This is a genomic window from Parabacteroides sp. APC149_11_2_Y6 (assembly GCF_054506995.1).
In genome coordinates this window covers 3,969,044-3,989,848 of the sequence record NZ_CP173709.1, presented here as the reverse complement: position 1 = coordinate 3,989,848, position 20,805 = coordinate 3,969,044, and the positions used below count along the sequence as shown (strand labels likewise).

Genomic DNA, 20,805 nt, shown 5'->3' with positions numbered 1-20,805 from the left:
ACGATATTTTTTAAGGACGTGGTAAAATGGGAGGTAAAACGTGGGATTTCGGTTGTTTTTGCGTTTCAATCATTTTTACATAAACCGCAGGAGCAACACAGGAAACCGGGATATTACCGGATTCTGCACCACAATATCCGTTGAAAACCCGGTGTTCGTCTCCACAGGCCTCTATATGTGAGAACATCGATAACGGGGTTCCGATTAAGCTGACACCGCGAACCAGTTCGTCTGGCCTGCCATCAATATAAATCCGGTATACAAGCAGTGGATTTACATAAAAGGCATTTGCATCAATCCGGTTTATATTGGTGAAACCTCCACTTACTTTATCGAAAATATATCCATATGGCTTATTCTGTTTTTTCAATTCATCAATCAGGCATTGGCGTAATTCTTTATCCGTTTTAGGTGTGGATGACTCTATAACCATATTTGATTGTCGGGTTACCGGTTTCAGGAAAATCATGCCACGTCCGTGTCCATTGGAATGAAGATGACCGTCGATAGGGGTCCGGCTCATTAAAAAATCTTGCAGGATTCCATTTTTGATAATTTCAACTTTACGGCTTTTTACTCCTTCGTCATCAAAAAGATAATATCCGCTTAACGGCATGTTTTTATAGTATTTAATGGTCGGGTCGAAATAAATGGAGATGTCATCGGATAAAACTTTTTCTCCTATTTTCTTTTTGAAAGTCTGTGCGTCATTGTCCTGTTTCATTCTGGCACCTTCAAGACGGTGACCGAAAAATTCATGGAACAACACTCCGGCTGCTTCCGGTGATAGTAGTGCCGGACCGGCATATGTGTCGGCTATGGGAGCATCTCTCAGTTTGGAAAGTTTTTGGCTTATTTCTCCGGCATCTTTTTTTACTGTCGGATTTTCCGGAAGTTCTTTAAAAGAATTGGCAAAATAAGATTTGTACAGAGGCAATGTCATCCCGTCGTCGGCAATGGTTGTGGCATTCAGTGTGAGGTTGTATTGCAGTAAGTTTTGTGCTATACTGTTACCTTCCGTGTCGACAAAATAAGAGCGGGTTAAATTGATCTGGAATGAGGCTTCACCGCTTTCCAAATCTTTGTTCTCTTTAAATTCGGCCGAATACAGACAGATACGTTTGCTTAATTCTGTGGCTTGTTTGGCGAAATCTTTGTCGGATATGGGCTTTTCTGAGAATACCTCCTTGTTCTCTTCACTGAAATCGGACGATTTATCATCTGAAGCTGTTTTTACTGTTGCATCCGAAAGTATTTTCTGGAAACGTTGTATTCCTTTTTTATATATTTCGTCCGTGTAATTCCATAAAAGCAGGGATATTGCCTGTTCATCATTTTCTATGGGAATTTCAATGCAGGAACTTTGAAAATTATCCATATAATTATCTTCCTGGTTTTTTAGTTCGTGGGTATTATCCTGTAGGGGAGAGCCGACCCGCACGATTGCTTGTACATATCTGGACTTGTTTTGATAGGAGGGTAATAATTCTCCGAAAGAGCTGCCGGTATAAAAATTAGTGAATTCATAAACCCGGTAACTGATATAATAAGCAGAAATTTCTTCGGTGGATAATTTTCTCAGATTTCGCAGTGCTTCTTTCTTTAGAATTTCTTCAAGTGTTGTATGTGCTTGCAGACTCGCTGTTATTCCCATTAAAATGAGAAGAAATAAAATTTTTGATTTTTTCATTAGGTAAAAGATAAAAAAGTTTGAGTAATAATTCTTTCTGGAAATCAGATGAGGCAAAGGTAAAAAAATAGTTGGGTTTATACGGTTATGGCACGGCTTTTTGAATCCGTTTTATACGAGTGCGGTCTTTTTTTGTTACTTTTGGCATCAGGAAACCATAGTTATGTTTTTCCCGATTCATAGTTATGATTTAGGAAAACCATAACTATGAATTGAAAATAGGATTTGAATGAAGTACGCAGACGTTATACTCCCGCTCCCTTTAGAGAACAGTTATACATACAGCATACCGGTGGATATGGAAAAGTCCGTAGTACCCGGGTGCCGGGTGATTGTTCATTTCGGTAAAAAACGCTATTATACGGCTATTGTGATGAGCGTACATGAACGGATGCCGGATACTCCCTACGAAATAAAAGAAATATATGCCTTGTTGGATGCAACACCTATCCTGCGCCGTCCGCAATTACGGTTCTGGCAGTGGCTTTCTTCTTATTATTTATGTAAGCTGGGGGATGTGTATAAAGCGGCTTTGCCTTCCGGCTTAAAAATAGAGAGCGAGACTGCTGTAACTTACAATGATGATTTTGAAGCGGATGCCCCGTTACGTCCGAATGAACAAGTGGTGTTGGATGCTTTTTCCGGAACATTGAAACTGACTGTTGCCGAGTTGGAGAAAAAGACCGGGCTTAGAAATGTGGTTCCGGTAATAGCCTCACTTATGGCACGGGGTGCTGTGATGGTAAGTGAAGAATTGAAACGGGGTTTTATCCCTAAAACGCAGGCATTTATCCGTCTGTCCGATAATTATCGTGACGAAGAAAAGCTTCAGGCTGTATTTTCAGAATTTAAACGGGCGAAGAAGCAGGAACACTTACTGGTTTGTTTCCTTGATTTGAGTCATGCATTAAATCCCGTATTGGTACAGGAGGTTTCCAAAAAAGAACTGTTGGAACGTAGTGGTTGTTCGACTGCTATTCTGGAGGGGCTTCTCAAACGCGGTATTCTGGAAAGTTATGAAAAAGAAGTAAGCCGGTTGCAGATGTCTGTTTGCCGCCTTCAGGATCCGAATCCGCTTAGTCCGGCTCAGGAGCAAGCCTATGAGGAGATACACGAAGCGTTCAAATCCCACGAAGTTTGTTTGTTACATGGAGTTACATCCAGCGGTAAAACCGAGATATATGTCCGTTTGATAGATGAGGTGCTGAAAATGGGACGGCAAGTCCTGTATATGCTGCCGGAGATTGCCGTAACCACCCAAATTACCGAGCGCTTGGCTAAACTGTTTGGAGATAAGCTGCTGGTATACCATTCCAAATTCTCGGACAACGAACGGGTAGAGGTATGGAACCGGCTGTTGTACGGGGGAGAACCGATGCTGATATTAGGAGTTCGTTCCTCTTTGTTCCTGCCCTTTAAAAGCCTGGGACTGATTATCGTGGACGAAGAGCACGAAAATACATATAAGCAACAAGACCCGGCACCCCGTTACCATGCCCGGAATGCAGCAATTGTATTGGCGGGTATGCACGGAGCGAAGACTTTGCTTGGCTCTGCCACGCCTTCCATCGATTCCTATTTTAATGCAACTATCGGAAAGTACGGGTTGGTGGAATTGTCTACCCGCTATGGGGATTGCCGGATGCCGGACATTATTCCGGTCGATATTAAGGAACTTAAGCGTAAGAAAATAATGAAAGATACGCTTTTCTCCCCTCTGCTGGTAGAAAAGGTAAGTACTGCGCTTTCCCAAGGTGAGCAGGTTATCCTGTTCCAGAACCGCCGTGGTTTTGCCCCGATGATAGAATGTAAGAGTTGTGGGTGGGTGCCTCACTGTGTAAATTGTGACGTCAGCCTGACCTATCATAAATATCATAATCAGTTGGTTTGCCATTATTGCGGATATACCTATCAGTTGCCCCAGCAATGCCCGGAATGCAAGAGTACGGATTTGCGGATGATGGGGTTCGGGACAGAAAAGGTTGAAGAGGAGATTGCCACTCTTTTCCCGGATGCGAAAGTGGAGCGACTGGACTTCGATACTGCCCGTACCCGCACAGCTTATGAACGGATTATTGCTGATTTCGAGAAAGGAAAAACCCAGATATTAATCGGGACCCAAATGCTTTCAAAAGGATTGGATTTTGGAAATGTCAGTGTGGTCGGCATCTTGAATGCTGATAGCTTGATGAACTTTCCGGATTTCCGGGCACATGAACGGGCTTATCAATTGATGGTCCAGGTGAGCGGTCGTGCCGGAAGGCGGGATAAGCAGGGCACGGTTGTTTTGCAGACCTCCCAGCCGGAACATCCTTTAATCCGGATGGTACAACAATTCGCTTATAAAGAAATGGTCCGCCTGCAATTAAGCGAACGCAGCATGTTCCGTTATCCTCCTTATTACCGGTTGATTGTTATCGTGTTGCGTAGCCGTAATGATACGGCTTTGCAAGAACTGTCCACATTGTATGCCGAGAGTCTGCGGAAGCGGCTGGGAGAACGGGTGCTCGGTCCTGTTACGCCTCCTGTTACCCGTGTGCAAACCTTACATATAAAGAAAATTGTTTTAAAGATAGAAGTTGCAGCGGCAATTGCTCCCGTGCGTGAAATACTGGATACCGTTTATGCGGAGATGCAGCGTTATCTGCCGTTTAAACAACTGATTGTCCATTATGATGTGGACCCGGCTTAATGGTTTTATTTAAAGAAGAAATAAGAAGATGAAAACAATGTGTATGGAAAAGAAGTATAAGATATTATTCGTTTGTTTGGGAAATATATGCCGTTCCCCATCGGCAGAAGCCGTAATGAAGAAACTGGTGAAGGATGCGGGAATGGAAGCCCGTTTTGAAATCGATTCAGCCGGGATAATCGGTTATCACGAAGGGGAGCCTGCCGACCAGCGTATGCGTGCCCATGCCGCCCGCAGAGGATATGTTTTGGATTCTATTTCCCGCCCTGTCCGTATAGCCGATTTTTTCGATTTTGATTTGATTATCGGTATGGATGACAAGAATATCTCGGATTTAAAGCGGAAAGCACCGGATTTGGAATCCGAGAACAAAATTCACCGGATGACGCAATTCTCCCGTAACAAATTATATGACTATGTGCCCGACCCTTACTACAGTGGGGCGGAAGGGTTTGAGTTGGTGCTCGATTTGCTGGAAGATGCCTGTTCCGGATTATTGGAAACGCTTACTTCTTCAAATCCGGATAGCTGATACGTGTATGGTACATAATCTTTAGCTTATCTACGAATACGTCTTTGATGGTTTCCACGTCTCTGAAAGTCAGTGGTGCGTTTTTCATCAAGCCGTCGGCTATCTGACCGTCGATAATTTTGTTCACCAGTTGTCGGATGCTTTCTTCCGTGTGTTCTTTCAGGCTGCGGGATGCCGCCTCAACTGAGTCTGCCATCATTAGAATCGCCGTCTCCTTAGAGAACGGGTTCGGTCCCGGATAAGTGAAAACTTCATCGTCTATTTCCTTCTCCGGATAAGCGTTCTTATAGGAATTATAGAAGTATTTTGCTTTGCCCCGCCCATGATGGGTACGAATGAAATCGGTTATGGCTTTCGGAAGCATTGCCTTCTCTGCAATCCGTACGCCGTCATTTACATGGTCGATAATGACGCGGGCGCTCTGGTCGAACATAAGCTGGTGATGCGGGTTGACACTGCCCTGGTTTTCAGTGAAGAATGCCGGATTGCTCATCTTGCCTATATCGTGGTACATGGCTCCCGTACGAACCAATTGCGTGTCAGCACCGATTTTGTCTGCTGCGGCAGAAGCAAGGATGGATACCTGCAAAGAGTGCTGGAAAGTTCCCGGAGCAGTTTCCGACAATCTTTTCAAGATGGTCGTATTTATGTTGGAAAGCTCGACCAGCGTGATGCTGGATACATAGCCGAATGTCTTTTCAAGCATATATACCAATATATAGGTAAACATCAGTAAGATGAAATTGATACCGAAATAGAGCAACATCATCCAATTGATCTTATTGAAATCCGCTTCCTGGTAAATGGCAAGGCTGATGTAGCAAAGCGAATAGGAGGTAAATATAAAGAATGCACAGCGGATAAGCTGAGAACGTTCATATAACTCTCTCAGACTAAATGTAACGACCATGCCGGCTACGATCTGCAATAGCAGAAATTCGTGCGGGAACGGAACCATCAGCGAACACATCAATACAATAACCAGATGCGTAAACAATGCTGTCCGGGAGTCGAAGAAGGTACGGACTACAATCGGCACAATCGCATAGGGAAGTATATAAATATTGAATAGGCCGTATGTTACGCAAAGTTCCGTCATCATGCAACTTACGAAAATACAGAGTAGCAGGAATAATACATTCTTTCTGTTATGGAATATCTTTAACCGGAAAGACCACAAGTATAGCCAGAAGCAAAACATGATACCGAATACCAGCACGAATTGCCCTCCGAGGATAAGGCTTTGCCGCTGTGCACCGCCCGATTTGGCTTCATGCACGATTTTCAGGGAACGGAGTACATTATAAGTCCTGTTGTCGACAATTTCCCCGCGGTCCACGATCCGCTCGCCTGCCTGAACCATCCCGTTTGCCAGAGGGACACTGTTCAGTATGTTTTCTTTAATCCTGTCGGACATAACCTGGTCATAAGATGTATTTTCCGTCAGGTAATTATTTATATCACACGATTGCAGGATTGATTTGCTCAGATAAGAGGGGCAGTTGTCTATGATAAACTCATATGCCGTACGTGTAGTGAAGAAATCGCTGCTATAATACGGTTGGGCGGTATTGTTTTCCAGTAGGTTAATGCGGGGATATTGATCTTTCTTCAAATCCTCCATTTCCTGGGACGGGATAATACCTTTATTATATAGTTTCTGCAAACTGTTTTCGATGTATTGCATATAGGCAGGAGTCGCCCGTTTATTAAGCGCCTTGCTATAGTCGTTCCTGAGTTTGCTTATTTGTGCCGGTCCCACTTCCGGGTCCATGCGGTAATAAGGCTCGAATTTCTTTAAGGCACTGTCCTTTTCCGCTTCTACTTCCGCATCGGTTTTATAGATGGGAAAATCGCTCGGTGCGGTGAGCAGCCCGTATCGCCAGGGTTTACCTTCGTAGAACTGGTAACGGAATTTCCCTTCCCGTGGAAAAAAGTAGGCAATAAGAAGTGCTGCGGTGATAAAAAATACACTGGGGTGAATATTATAGTTCTTTACTTTCATAAGTTTTTCCTTTGTGGGCGAAATGTACATAAAAAAGTTTAGTAAGAGAAAAAAAAGGGCTACTTTTGCCGCATCATTTTTAGAATACAAGGAATTATGACTCAAAGGAAAGTTAGAGTCCGGTTTGCACCGAGTCCTACGGGAGCACTGCATATCGGAGGTGTTCGTACAGCTTTATACAATTATTTATTTGCAAAACAGCAAGGCGGCGATTTGATTCTCCGCATAGAAGATACAGACTCGCAACGTTTCGTTCCGGGGGCGGAAGCCTATATTATCGAGGCGCTTACCTGGTTGGGTATAAAGTTCGACGAAGGGGTTGGTTTCGGTGGACAGTATGGCCCGTACCGCCAGAGTGAACGCCGTGAGATTTACAGAAAATATGTAGACCAGTTGCTGGATAACGATTGTGCTTACATTGCGTTCGACACTCCGGAAGAACTGGAAGCAAAGCGTAAAGAGATTCCGAACTTCCAGTATGACGCTTCCACCCGTATGCAGATGCGCAACTCGCTGACTCTTTCTGCCGAGGAAGTGAAAGCATTGATTGAAGCAGGCAAGCAGTATGTGGTCCGTGCCAAAATCGAGCCGAATGAAGATATCCATGTGAACGACCTGATCCGCGGAGAAGTTGTTATCAATTCTTCTATTCTGGACGATAAGGTTTTATATAAATCGGCCGACCAGTTGCCTACTTACCATCTGGCAAATATCGTAGACGACCATCTGATGGAAGTCAGCCATGTTATCCGTGGTGAAGAATGGTTGCCGAGTGCCCCGCTTCATGTCTTGCTGTACCGCTATTTCGGTTGGACGGATACAATGCCGCAGTTTGCCCACCTTTCTCTGTTATTGAAACCGGAAGGAAACGGAAAACTGAGTAAACGTGATGGCGACCGCTTGGGCTTCCCTGTTTTCCCGTTAGAATGGCACGACCCTAAAACCGGTGATGTATCATCAGGATACCGTGAGAGTGGCTACCTGCCGCAGGCTGTGGTGAATTTCCTTGCTTTGTTGGGCTGGAATCCGGGTAACGACCAGGAAGTAATGAGCATGGACGACCTGATTGAGCATTTTGATCTGAGCCGTTGCAGCAAGAGCGGTGCAAAATTCGATTACGAAAAAGGAAAATGGTTCAACCACCATTATATACAGGAAATGGATAATAAAGAGGCTGCCTCCTTGTTTATGCCTATCCTCGAAAGCCACGGAGTAAAAGCGGAACCCGCTTATGTGGAAAAAGTGGTCGGTATGATGAAAGACCGTGTCAACTTCATCAAGGAATTGTGGGATGTATGTGCTTTTTTCTTTGTAGCTCCGACCGAATATGACGAAAAGACTCGCAAGAAACGCTGGAAAGAAGACAGCCCTGCACAGCTGGCTGAACTAATCGAGGTGCTTCGTGTTCGCGAACCTTTTGATATAGAAGGAACGGAAGAAGAAGTAAAAGCCTGGATTGAAAGCAAAGGGTACCATTTGGGTAACATTATGAATGCGACTCGTCTGGCGTTGGTAGGTGAAGGCAAAGGACCCCATATCTTTGATATAACGGAGGCCCTTGGCAAAGAGGAAACTATCAGACGTATACAAAGAGCCATAGAGGTTTTGAAATAATAAAGTCATAAGGGGTTGTCAAAAGCATATATTAGGGAACGCAGACAGAGCGCAGACCATATTTTTTCAATAAATAATCTGCGTGTTCTGCGTAATCTGCGTTCAGTAATAGCTTTTTGACACATCCCCCAATCATAGACCGTTAACAGATGAATTTATGTACAGCCTGATTATCCATTTCTATTCATTTATTATAGAATTGATATCACCTTTCCATAAAAAGGCGAGGATGATGCGTTTGGGACAATGGAAAACAAATAGTATTCTTCGTGAAAAGATAGACCGGAATGCAAAATATATCTGGTTTCATGCCGCCTCTTTGGGCGAGTTTGAACAGGGACGCCCGATGATGGAAAAAATCAAGGCGGAACATCCGGAATACAAGATATTGCTCACTTTTTTTTCTCCTTCCGGTTACGAAGTCCGGAAAAATTATAATGGGGCGGATGTCATTTGCTATCTTCCTTTCGATACCCCTTACCGGGTGAAGAAATTCCTTAATCTTGCCAATCCGGCGATAGCTGTATTTATTAAATATGAGTTTTGGGGAAATTACCTGAAGGAATTGAAAGCACGGAATATACCGGTTTATATCATTTCGGCAATTTTCCGTCAGGATCAATTATTCTTCCAGTGGTATGGCGGCACTTACAGGAAAATGCTGCATTGTTTTACTCATCTGTTCGTGCAGGATGAACGCTCGCAAACGTTATTGAATGAATATGGCGTTACGAATGTGACGGTGGCAGGAGATACCCGTTTCGACCGTGTGCTGGATGTACGTAAGCTGGCTCGCGATTTACCTCATGTGGAGAGGTTTGTGACAAATGAAAAGGGTGAAAAACAACCGACTCTGATTGCAGGTAGTTCCTGGCCGCAGGATGAAAATATATTGATTCCATATTTTAACGGGCATCCGGATTTGAAACTGATTATTGCGCCTCACGAAATACACCGTGAACATTTGATGTCGATCGAGTCGCTGTTGAAGCGCCCGTCTGTCCGTTTGTCGGAAGTTTTGCATGACGTAAGTTTGCTGGAGGGAAAAGACTGCCTGATTATAGATAGCTTCGGGCTGCTTTCTTCTATCTATCGTTATGGAACAATAGCCTATATCGGTGGAGGCTTTGGTGCCGGAATCCATAATACGCTGGAAGCTGCTGTGTATGGTATACCTGTTCTATTCGGTCCCAGATACCAAAAATTTAAGGAAGCGCGTGATTTGATTGCTGTTGGCGGAGGTTTTTCCGTCTCTGATACAGAAGCATTCCGTAGCAAAATGGATGAGTTACTGACTTATCATGAAGTATTGGAGGCGGTAGGAGAGAGTGCCGGTCATTTCGTGAATGACAATGCCGGGGCTACAGAAAAGATATTGAAAGAACTTGCCCTTTAAGAGAGTTTTATAATTATTTGATATAATGGAAAAAGGCTGCTGTTTTTGTAATGGCGCCTTTCCTCGACGCTGAGCGTTGTTTTTATAAACCATGCCTTAAATATCAAAGCTTTATACGATAATTAGTTTATATATTTATTGCTTCTAACGATAGTCCACTACCATCCACGGGATTTGCTTAATATAGAATTTAAAAAACAATTTTAAGTTACACCTTTTATGATTGTATTATCACTATATTTGAAAATCATAAGAGATAGCTTTAGTTTTCTTCTGTTTTTTTGTCTATAAAGGTTCTTTTGTTAAAAGTTAGTGTATAATTAAAGTTAATTATATGAATTTTCCAGTACCTTGTGATGCAAGGTATTTGATAAAAGGATATATTTGCCCGTACAATAAATAAATGTTTCTTATTAGTGTAACATTTTATATAATTGTGCGTCTTACAGGATAAAGAAATAACATATTATGATGATTCAGCTAAAAGGAATTAACAAAACGTATTTCAATGGTGCTCCGTTGCATGTGCTGAAAGGCATAGATTTGGATATTGAAAAAGGAGAGATGGTATCTATCATGGGAGCTTCCGGTTCCGGAAAATCAACCTTACTGAATATATTGGGTATATTGGATACTTACGATACGGGTTCCTATATGCTGAATGGGCAGTTAATACAGAATCTGAGCGAAACACGTGCGGCGGAACTACGTAACCGCATGATTGGTTTTATCTTCCAGTCTTTTAATCTTATCTCCTTTAAAAATGCAGTCGAGAATGTCGCATTGCCTCTCTACTATCAGGGCATAAGCCGTAAGAAGCGGAATGCAATGGCGATGGAATATCTGGATATGGTCGGTTTGAAGGATTGGGCGGAACATATGCCGAATGAAATGTCCGGGGGGCAAAAGCAGCGTGTGGCTATAGCCCGTGCGCTGATTGCCAAGCCGCAGGTTATTCTGGCGGACGAACCAACCGGAGCTTTGGACAGTAAAACGACTGTCGAGGTAATGGAACTTCTTCGGAATGTAAACCAGGAAGGTATGACCATGATTATCGTGACCCACGAACAATCTGTTGCTGATGCGACAAACAAAATTATTCGTGTAAAGGATGGTCTGATAGAAACGATAGAAAAAGGAAAAGGATATGTTTGACTTTGACAATTTCCGTGAAATATGGAGTACGGTACAGAAAAACAAGCTCCGTACATTCCTGACCGGCTTTTCCGTGGCATGGGGTATCTTTATGCTGATTGTCCTGTTGGGTGCAGGCAACGGCCTGCGGAATGGTATCTTGCACAACTTCAGGAATATGTCCGCAAATAAAGTTTCCGTATGGCCGGGGTATACCACGACACCTTACAAGGGCATGCAAACGAACCGCAGCATTAAATTCAAGGATGAGGATTTGGATGCGATTAAACAAGCGCTTCCGGAAGTGGATAAGGTGAGTGCGGTTGTCTATCATTCCGATACTTTGTCGGTAGGTGAGGAATATGGTAATTATTCTTTGCGTGGAGTATTTCCTGCACATGCTATCATCGATAACATCCAGATGCTGGAAGGTAACGGACGCTTTATAAATGAAGTCGATTTGAAAGAGAGACGGAAAGTAATCGTTATCAGCCCACGTATGAAGGAGGTATTATTTCATTCGGCAGATCCGCTCGGAAAATATATAAATTCGGGGAATATAGTCTACCAAGTGGTCGGTGTGTATAAAGATGAAGGGAATAGCAATGATTCTCCGGCTTATATACCGTTTTCTACCGGCCAGACTCTTTATAATTCCAGCTATGGATTGGGACAAATCTCGTTTACAATCAAAGGTTTGAAAACAAAAGAAGCGAACGAGGCTTTTGAAACCCGTTTCCGTGAACTGATGGGCAAACGGCATCGTTTCGACCCTTCGGATAAAGGTGCTCTTTATATGTGGAATACAGCAGCGGACTTCCTTATGCTGAATGGAATGATGAACGGAATTACGCTGTTCCTGTGGATTATCGGTATCGGTACCTTGACTGCCGGTATTGTAGGGGTCAGCAATATTATGTTGATAACAGTCCGTGAACGTACAAAAGAGTTCGGAATACGTAAAGCAATCGGGGCTACGCCTTTTTCTATCTTGAAACTGATTATCATCGAATCCATAATGATAACGGCTATCTTCGGTTATATCGGTATGGTATTGGGAATTGGTGTGACGGAAGGCATTAACTATGCCATGCAGATGATGAATATGGGGAATGCCGCTTCGGGTGATGATATGACCGTATTCCGTGACCCGACAGTAAGCTTGGGCATTGCATTGGCAGCTACCGGATTGTTGGTGCTGGCAGGTGTGCTGGCGGGATATTTCCCTGCCCGTAAAGCTGTGAAGATTACTGCAATCGAAGCAATGAGAGATGAATAAGTTAACTAACAAATAAGATTCAGATAGTATGTTTGATATTGACCGTTGGCAGGAGATATGGGTTACCATTACCCGGAACAAAATGAGGAGTGTGCTGACTTGTTTCGGTGTATTCTGGGGAATCTTCATGTTGGTATTGTTGCTGGGCTCCGGAAAAGGAATGCAGAACGGCATCTTCAAGAATGTAAACGGATTTGCTACCAACTCCTGTTTCTTTTATACCGAACGGACCGGAGATCCTTATAAGGGGTACAAAAAAGGACGTAACTGGAGTATGCGTAACCGCGATATAGAGACTATAAAAGAGAAAGTACAAGGCATAAAATATATTTCTCCAATGCACTGGGGTGAACAGGGGGCTAATAATATTGTCAGAGGGCAGAAAGCTGGAAGCTATAATGTACGTGGCGTTTATCCGGATTATTTTAATATTGAAACACAACATATTTATTACGGGCGTTTGTTCAACGAAATAGATATGAAAGAAAAGCGTAAGGTCTGTTTGATCGGTACCCGTGTATATGAAGTATTATTCAACCCCGGTGAGGACCCGACCGGACAATATGTCCGTGTAAATGGTATTTATTACCAGGTAATCGGAGTGATAAAGGCAAAACCGCGTGCCAGTATCGGCGGCAGGACGGAAGAGAGTGTGATGCTTCCGTTCACCACTTTGCAGCAGACAACCAATAATGGGGATAAGTTCTGGTTCCTCTGTATTACTGGGGAAGACGGCTATTCCTGTGATAAGATAACGGAAGATGTGAAAACCATCCTGAAATCCCAGAATGAGATTTCGCCGACAGACCCGCAGGCGGTCGGTTCTTTCAGTATTGCCAAGCAGGCGGAAACATTTAATATGTTGTTTACGGGTATAGATATCCTGGTATGGCTGGTTGGTATGGGGACTTTGCTGGCAGGTATCATCGGGGTTAGTAATATTATGATGGTGACGGTAAAGGAGCGGACGAAGGAAATTGGCGTAAGACGTGCCTTGGGTGCGAAACCCGCGAATATTATATCCCAGGTAATGAGCGAAAGCCTGTTGCTAACGGCTTTGGCGGGATTGCTGGGACTCTCGGTGGGGGTATTTATGTTGGATATAGTTAACCGTGTACTGGAATCAGCCGGGGACAGTGACACGTTCTTCTCCAACCCGGAAATTAATATTAATACAGCGGTAGCGGCTACGGTTATCCTGCTTATCAGCGGATTGCTGGCAGGTTTGATCCCAGCTTGGCGTGCTATGCAGATAAAGGCGATTGATGCCATTCGCGAAGAATAGAATAATAATAAAACAATAAATAAGAAATCAGATGAAAAAGATTGTCAGAATCGTAATTCTTGTACTGGTCGGATTAGCAGTAATTGGTACATTCTACTTCTTATGGAAGAAATCACAGCCGGTAATCACTACTTATGAAATCGTCCAGCCTGCAAGGGATACATTGGAGACGAAAACAGTGGCAACCGGTAAAGTGGAACCACGTGATGAGGTATTGATCAAACCTCAGATGTCCGGAATTATCTCGGAACTGCTGAAAGAAGCCGGACAGATGGTAAAATCCGGTGAAATCATCGCCAGAATTAAGGTAATACCGGAAATGGTGCAGTTGAACAGTGCGGAATCACGTGTCCGGGTTGCCAAAATCAATATGGAGCAAATCAATGAAACATATAAGCGTGATAAGCAATTGTTCGAACAGGGTGTGATTGCGAAAGAGGATTATCAAGCTTCTCTTGCCAATTATAAGAAAGCGGAAGAGGAAGTGGAGAATGCCCAGGATGCACTCGATATTATCCGTGACGGTATATCCAAAAGTGCGGCATCAACCAGTACGACACAGGTACGTTCCACAATTACCGGTATGATATTGGATGTGCCTATCAAAGTGGGTAACTCTGTAATCCAGTCGAATACATTTAACGATGGGACAACCATTGCTTCCGTAGCCGACATGAACGATATGATATTTAAAGGGAAAGTGGACGAAACGGAAGTCGGACGTATCCACGAAGGTATGCCTATCAAACTGACAGTCGGAGCTTTGGATAGCCGTGTGTTTGATGCCGTTCTGGAATATGTAGCTCCGAAAGGTGTGGAAGAAAACGGAGCCGTAATGTTTGAGATAAAAGCGGCAGCAACGATTCCGTCCGACGCTTATATCCGTGCCGGTTATAGTGCCAATGCTGAAATTGTGCTGAAACGTGCTGAGAATGTGTTGACAGTTCCGGAAAGCACTGTTGAATTCAGTGGCGACTCTACTTTTGTCCAGATAGTAAAACAGGAAACTCCAGAACAGATGTTTGAACGCCATCCGGTGAAGATCGGCCTTTCTGACGGCATCAAGATTGAAATTAAGGAAGGACTGACAGAAAATGATAAAATCCGGGGAGCTGCAATCGACCCGTCAAAGAAATAATTTAAAACAAGTGGTATGAAAAAGAATTTATTCCTATCTATATCCGCCTTGTACCTTCTTTCTGCAGGGGTGAATGCAACAGCCCAAACGACACCGGAACAGTGGTCGTTGGAAGAATGTATCCGTTATGCCATCGAACATAATATCGATTTGAAGCAAAAGGAGCAGGCACAGGAAAGCCGTAAAGTGGATTTGCACACCAGCAAATTCAGTTGGTTGCCTGATTTGAATGCAAATGTCGGGCAGAATTTCGACTTCGGCCGGTCTCCTTCCAAATCGGGAGTGATTGTAGACCAGAACTCTGCCAATACCAGTGCGTCGATCCAATTGAACATGCCTATATTCGATGGTCTTAAGATTCCGAATGACATTGCTGCACGCCGCCTCGACTTGAAGGCTGCAACTGAAACGTTGAATAAGGCGAAAGAAGATTTGGCTATCAATGTGGCTTCTTATTATTTGCAGGTGCTGTATAATAAGGAGGTCTTGAAAATAGCGGAATTGCAGGTCGCATTGAGTAGTGAGCAAGTGGCGAAAACCGAAGCTTTGGTGAACGCCGGTAAGGTTCCTCTTTCCCAACTGTATGATATGAAGGCGCAGTTGGCAAAGGATGAAGTTACGTTGACGGAATCCCGTAATAATGTAAACCTGGCTATTCTGGATTTGACTCAGAGCCTTGAATTGGAACGCATGGGAGAAAACTTTGATGTGGTAGTCCCGGATACGGACGATGCCGTAGGGCGTTATATGAGCAGTATTATTCCTCCGGAAAATGTATATGACCATGCACTGACTTTCAAACCGCAGATTAAGGAACAGCAATATTTACTGGAAAGCCAGAAGAAAATGTTAAAAGTGGCCCAAGCCGGCTATTATCCTAAATTATATTTTGGTGCCAGCTATAGTAACGGTTACTACCACTATTCGGGGAATGGAGAGTATACAAACACACCTTTTAGCGACCAGCTGAAAACAAACGGTAGAAAGACAGTCGGATTTAGTTTGAGTATTCCGCTGTTCAACCGTTTTCAGGTACGCAACAGCGTCCGTTCGGCACGCATTAATATCCAGAATCAGGAATTGATAATGGAGAATACAAAGAAAGTCTTGTATAAGGAAATCCAGCAGGCTTATTATAATGCAACAGCAGCACAGGAAAAGTATATCTCTTCAGACAAGTCCGTTATAGCAAGCAAAGAGGCTTTTTCGTATGCGGAAGAACGCTATTCGGCAGGTAAGAGTACCGTATTTGAATATGGTGAAGCAAAAACAAAATACGCACAGAGTCTGGCGGAACAGGCACAGGCTAAGTTCAATTTTATTTTCCGTGCCAAGATTCTGGACTTCTATAACGGAACACCGATTACTCTTTAATGATTTTCATAATTTGCCCAAAAAAATACCACTCGGATTTATTTTCCTGAGTGGTATTTTTATATACGTATATATCGTTGTCAGCGGATAAATAACAGCTCTCTGTATTTAGGCAGAGGCCACATCTGGTTGTCGACCATGAGTTCCAGTTCGTCAATATGGTCGCGGATTTCATCCAGGTAAGGAGCAACAGTATCATGGTAAGCAATTGCCTTGCTGCGTAAGTCTGTGATACGGTTTGCTTTCTTACGAGCTTCAATCATTTCATCTGTCATCTTTGTTACAGCACCTACATGTTTGGATATCTTCCGTACCAGACGGCGTGGTTCGGCAGCCAACTCTTCATATTCTTCCTGGTCGAATGTCTCTTTCAGTTTAGTAATATTGCTAAGCAATAGAGACTGGTAATGTAATACTACCGGGATGATATGGTTTAGCGACAGGTCACCCAATACACGTGCTTCAATCTGTACTTTTTTAATATAGATTTCCCATTTTACTTCGTTGCGTGCTTCCAGTTCCTTTTCATTCAGAACACCGGTTTCTTTGAACATCCGGATAACATCCGGTTTCAGGTAAGCATCATATTGTAGTGGAACGCTGTTTTCACAATCCAGACCGCGGCGTGCGGCTTCTTCTTTCCATTCGTCACAATAACCGTTACCATCGAAACGAATCGGTTTGGATTCCTTGATATAAGCCTTCAACACTTCAAAGATAGCAGCTTCCTTGCTCTTGCCTGCAGCACGTAATGCTTCCACATCTTTTTTAAACTGGCATAACTGATATGCCACGGCAGAGTTCAGTGCAAGCATGGCGGAACCGCAGTTTGCAGATGAACCCAATGCGCGGAACTCAAAACGGTTTCCGGTAAAGGCGAAAGGTGATGTACGGTTACGGTCGGTATTATCGAGAAGTAATTCCGGAATTTGTCCGAATCCTAAATACAAGCGTTTTTTATCGTCCACTTCGATTGCATCTTCAATGGAGCAGTTTTCGAACTTATCCAGGATTTCTGAAATCTGAGTTCCCAGGAATGAAGAGATAATAGCAGGCGGTGCTTCGTTGGCTCCCAGACGGTGTGCGTTTGTGGCAGAAGCGATGCTTGCTTTCAAAAGCGGGTTGAATTTATATACTGCCATTAAGGAGTTGACAACGAAAGTAATAAAACGCAGGTTGTCCTCCCTGTCCTTACCCGGCGAAAACAGGTTGATACCCGTGTCTGTCCCCATGGACCAGTTGCAATGTTTACCGGAACCGTTCACTCCCATAAAGGGCTTTTCGTGAAGCAGGACACGGAAGTTATGGCGGCGTGAAACACGTTTCATTACCGACATCAATAACTGGTTATGGTCGTTGGCAAGGTTACATTCCTCATAAATAGGAGCCAGCTCGAACTGGTTCGGGGCAACCTCGTTGTGGCGGGTCTTAACCGGAATACCCAGTTTATAGCATTCCACTTCCAGGTCTTTCATAAATTCCTGTACACGTGAAGGAATGGCACCGAAATAGTGGTCGTCCAGCTGCTGGTTCTTAGCACTTTCGTGTCCCAGCAAAGTACGTTCTGTCAGCGACAGGTCCGGACGTGCCGAATATAAGTCTTCGTCGACAAGGAAATATTCCTGTTCCCATCCTAAATAAGTGATAATCTTGTTCACATCTTCATTGAAGTAGTTACAAACCTCTTTGGCGGCTTTGTTCAATGCTTCGATAGAACGGATTAATGGAGTTTTATAGTCGAGTGCTTCGCCGGTATAGGCGATAAATACGGTAGGGATACATAAGGTATCGTCTACGATAAAAGCGGGAGAGGAGGGGTCCCAGGCTGAATATCCACGGGCTTCAAACGTATTACGTAATCCTCCGTTAGGGAAACTGGATGCATCCGGTTCCTGCTGGGCAAGCAATTTACCACTGAATTCTTCTATCATGCCACCGTTGCCGTCGTGTTCTACGAAAGCGTCATGTTTTTCGGCTGTGCCGTCGGTCAATGGTTGGAACCAGTGTGTGTAGTGGGTAACTCCTTTTTCCAAAGCCCACATACGCATCCCTGCCGCTACATGGTTGGCAATTTCCCGGTCAATAGGGGTGCCGTTGTCGATTGCATGAGTCAGAGCTTTGTAGGTTTCTTTGGAGAGATACTTTTGCATTGCCTTCCGGTTGAAGACATTTTCACCATAATATTCAGAGACTTTTTGTTTTGGAGTAATGGCTTCCACAGCCTTTCGGTTGGATGCTTTCTCCACTGCGTTGAAGCGTGAGATTGACATACGGTTATGTTTTTATGTTATAACGCATGCAAAGATACAAGCAAATCTTTATTCCTGCTTTCACCCGGTAGTTAAAAATATATGAGAGACTGGCATAAAGTTATATCCGATTGGAAAAATCTATTTACTCAATTGTAATCGTTAATCCGACGCCTACTTCATGGATGGGGATATATTTATGTATTTCTGCTTTTGCGTCAAAAGAGACACAATGACATGGATAGAGCTGTCTGATGTTGTTTTCCTGGAAATAGTTTATCGTCTTTTTTAGTTGGGGAGAAACACCGAACAGGTGGAAACCGCCAATCACTCCCAGAATTTTATTTTCATTACAGACCAGTTTGGCATATTCGATGATGTTGCAAATGCCGCTATGAGAACAACCGGTAATAATGAATAAGCCGTTGCCGTTATTATAAACCAATGCCGTGTCGTCCATCACCCGGTCTTCAGATATCTGGTCTCCATTTATAATCGTCCCGAATGCTTTTCTTTTCTCAAAATCATTTAGTGAGGGTATCTCTCCCAGAAAAGTAAGATGTTCGTTTATGCGGATAGGCTTTTTACTTAGGGAAAGACGGCAATATTTGTTCAGGTTGGTTTCTGATAAAGGAGCACCGATGAATCTTCCGTCTTGCGAACGTTGTTTGAAAGTATCCGGGTGAGCTATGATTTGCTTTCCTTTTAACAAATTATTTTCTACCAGATATTTTAGTCCTCTGGTGTGGTCATCGTGTCCGTGCGAGAACACGATAGTCGATATGGATGATAAGTCGATATGCAGTGCCTGGGCGTTTTTAATGAACAAATCCGAATAGCCGGTGTCCAGCAAAAGTTTATCGTCACTATCTTCAATATGGTAGCAAACAGCAGGTTCTCCACAGTAATATTCGTCAATAAATGTATTGTTGTCTACCAGGACCGTTAGTTTCATAAAGGGTAATTTTTAGTTAGAATACAACGTTCAATTGATATGCAGGTATCAAAGATACGATTAGTTTTAATAATACAGTAAAATTTAATATCCCTGGATAATTAAATACAAGGCTGATTTATTGATTTTAGCTAAAGAATTAGAAAATGTGCTTATTCTTTATCAAAATAGAATATATTTGTCATTCTCAGACAAAATGGAATATTTCTAACCCAAATAGAATCATGAAAACCATTATTTATACAATTAGTATATTGTTTACCCTGTGTTCTTTTTCTGGCAAAGAAAACGATTCGAGAGGTAAATATGAAATTATACCTGTTGATTTATCCCGCTCAAAAGCTCTTGACATAAGAGATTGTGCAAGATATAATATAAGGAAAATACCTCTTGAACTAAGTGATCAGTCATTATTAACCTATATAGATCAGATTGAGATTAGAGACAATAAAATCTATGTGTATGATAAACACCGTCTTATCGTATTTGATATAAACGGAAATTATTTGGACACTATAGGGGGAGTAGGGCCAGGTCCAGGTGAATATACAAATATTAATTCATTCTTTTTTAAAGGAAATAATGTTTGTGTATATGATGATAATCTCCAAAAATTATTTATTTATGACAAAGATGGAGCTTTCATCACATCGAAGCAAACGAAAGAACCTATATATTCGATATATGCAATTAACAATAAGAAGTTTATCGGTCGGAAAAAATATCAAGGCTCTACAATGAAAGTTCCTGTTTTAGCAATATTAAATGAAAATTTGAATCTTATTTCTGATATAAAAAACAGATATCTGACATCTGGAATAAGCGTATTTGATTATTGTTATTCTTTTGATACGGATATTTTATATTGGGAGTTTTTAAATGATACGATCTATTCGGTAAAAGCAATGGAGGTTGTGCCTGCATACTATGTTGATTTTCAAAAATATAAAGTTCCTGCAATAAAGAAAAAGAACAAAGATATAGCAGAGATTATTGAGCATTTAAACTCTACCGATGCAAAGTATGCGACAGGGCTCAGGTATATACAGGAAGATGCATCAGGTATTCGGTTTATATTCTCTTTCGATGAAAAAGTTAATTATGTAAGGTATGACAAGCAAAAAAAGAAAGTGTTATCCTGTTATTTTTATGATTCGAAGGGGATTTTAGATGTTCAATATTTTATGAAATACCAGGATGGGAAAATAATCTTATCTGTAAATGACTCAGAAGATGAAGATGCTAATCCTATATTATTATTCATCGATGATCTCCGTTTCTGATTTTATAAATTATATCAATCCTGTTTACCTGTTTCGGGCTTTTCGGAATAGCCTTGTATGCTATCGAACTGCAGAAGAAGGAGATTGGCATTTGGGAATCCAGTAAAAGTATTGAGTGTGAAGTTGTGAAAATTAACTATCATACTATCATATTTATTATTAAGTTGCATTCAATCAGT

Annotated in this window: 14 protein-coding genes; 10 read left to right on the top strand and 4 right to left on the bottom strand. The window is 42.6% G+C overall.

What is annotated here, in order from left to right; genetic code table 11:
- Positions 1-10: 10 nt before the first annotated feature.
- Positions 11-1,690, bottom strand: coding sequence for a TldD/PmbA family protein (locus ACGE0T_RS16625; protein WP_459187709.1), 1,680 nt, complete (start codon positions 1,688-1,690; stop codon positions 11-13).
- A gap of 229 nt (positions 1,691-1,919) precedes the next feature.
- On the opposite strand from ACGE0T_RS16625, the gene priA reads away from it, so the two are divergent.
- Complete coding sequence (priA, locus tag ACGE0T_RS16620) at positions 1,920-4,382, top strand: replication restart helicase PriA (protein ID WP_459187708.1); 2,463 nt, start codon at positions 1,920-1,922, stop codon at positions 4,380-4,382.
- A 37-nt stretch (positions 4,383-4,419) separates the two neighbouring features.
- Positions 4,420-4,914, top strand: a complete 495-nt coding sequence (locus ACGE0T_RS16615; protein ID WP_459190500.1) for a low molecular weight protein-tyrosine-phosphatase — start codon at positions 4,420-4,422, stop codon at positions 4,912-4,914.
- On the opposite strand, the gene ACGE0T_RS16610 is transcribed toward ACGE0T_RS16615, so the two are convergent.
- Positions 4,889-6,919: an HD family phosphohydrolase gene (locus ACGE0T_RS16610; protein ID WP_459187707.1), complete on the bottom strand. Its 2,031-nt coding sequence runs from the start codon at positions 6,917-6,919 to the stop codon at positions 4,889-4,891. The two genes, ACGE0T_RS16615 and ACGE0T_RS16610, sit on opposite strands and share 26 nt — an antisense overlap.
- A gap of 96 nt (positions 6,920-7,015) precedes the next feature.
- Here ACGE0T_RS16610 and gltX point away from each other — a divergent pair, with 96 nt between their 5' ends.
- From gltX to ACGE0T_RS16575, 7 genes are all read left to right on the top strand, one after another.
- On the top strand, positions 7,016-8,533 hold the full coding sequence (gltX, locus tag ACGE0T_RS16605) for a glutamate--tRNA ligase (protein WP_459187706.1): 1,518 nt from the start codon (positions 7,016-7,018) through the stop codon (positions 8,531-8,533).
- 157 nt (positions 8,534-8,690) lie between these two features.
- The gene (locus ACGE0T_RS16600; protein ID WP_459187705.1) at positions 8,691-9,929 is read left to right on the top strand and encodes a 3-deoxy-D-manno-octulosonic acid transferase; all 1,239 of its coding nucleotides are present in this window, start codon (positions 8,691-8,693) and stop codon (positions 9,927-9,929) included.
- A gap of 471 nt (positions 9,930-10,400) precedes the next feature.
- Positions 10,401-11,084, top strand: coding sequence for an ABC transporter ATP-binding protein (locus tag ACGE0T_RS16595; protein ID WP_459190499.1), 684 nt, complete (start codon positions 10,401-10,403; stop codon positions 11,082-11,084).
- Positions 11,077-12,342 carry an ABC transporter permease gene (locus ACGE0T_RS16590; protein WP_459187704.1) on the top strand — a complete coding sequence of 422 codons (1,266 nt, stop codon included), beginning with the start codon at positions 11,077-11,079 and terminating at the stop codon, positions 12,340-12,342. The genes ACGE0T_RS16595 and ACGE0T_RS16590 overlap by 8 nt, the downstream gene beginning before the upstream one ends.
- A 28-nt stretch (positions 12,343-12,370) precedes the next feature.
- Positions 12,371-13,627 (top strand): ABC transporter permease, encoded by a 1,257-nt coding sequence (locus tag ACGE0T_RS16585; RefSeq protein ID WP_459187703.1) that lies wholly within the window; start codon positions 12,371-12,373, stop codon positions 13,625-13,627.
- A 31-nt stretch (positions 13,628-13,658) separates the two neighbouring features.
- Entirely contained in the window at positions 13,659-14,765 is a 1,107-nt protein-coding gene (locus ACGE0T_RS16580; protein ID WP_459187702.1) for an efflux RND transporter periplasmic adaptor subunit, read from the top strand.
- A gap of 15 nt (positions 14,766-14,780) precedes the next feature.
- The gene (locus tag ACGE0T_RS16575; RefSeq protein ID WP_459187701.1) at positions 14,781-16,139 is read left to right on the top strand and encodes a TolC family protein; all 1,359 of its coding nucleotides are present in this window, start codon (positions 14,781-14,783) and stop codon (positions 16,137-16,139) included.
- Between the two features lie 80 nt (positions 16,140-16,219).
- Here the strand turns inward: ACGE0T_RS16575 and ACGE0T_RS16570 are convergent, their stop codons facing one another.
- A complete protein-coding gene (locus ACGE0T_RS16570) occupies positions 16,220-18,409 on the bottom strand; it encodes a glutamine synthetase III family protein (RefSeq protein WP_459187700.1) in 2,190 nt (729 codons plus the stop codon).
- A gap of 124 nt (positions 18,410-18,533) precedes the next feature.
- Positions 18,534-19,343: an MBL fold metallo-hydrolase gene (locus ACGE0T_RS16565; RefSeq protein ID WP_459187699.1), complete on the bottom strand. Its 810-nt coding sequence runs from the start codon at positions 19,341-19,343 to the stop codon at positions 18,534-18,536.
- Between the two features lie 224 nt (positions 19,344-19,567).
- Here ACGE0T_RS16565 and ACGE0T_RS16560 point away from each other — a divergent pair, with 224 nt between their 5' ends.
- Positions 19,568-20,626 carry a 6-bladed beta-propeller gene (locus ACGE0T_RS16560; protein WP_459187698.1) on the top strand — a complete coding sequence of 353 codons (1,059 nt, stop codon included), beginning with the start codon at positions 19,568-19,570 and terminating at the stop codon, positions 20,624-20,626.
- Positions 20,627-20,805: the final 179 nt, after the last annotated feature.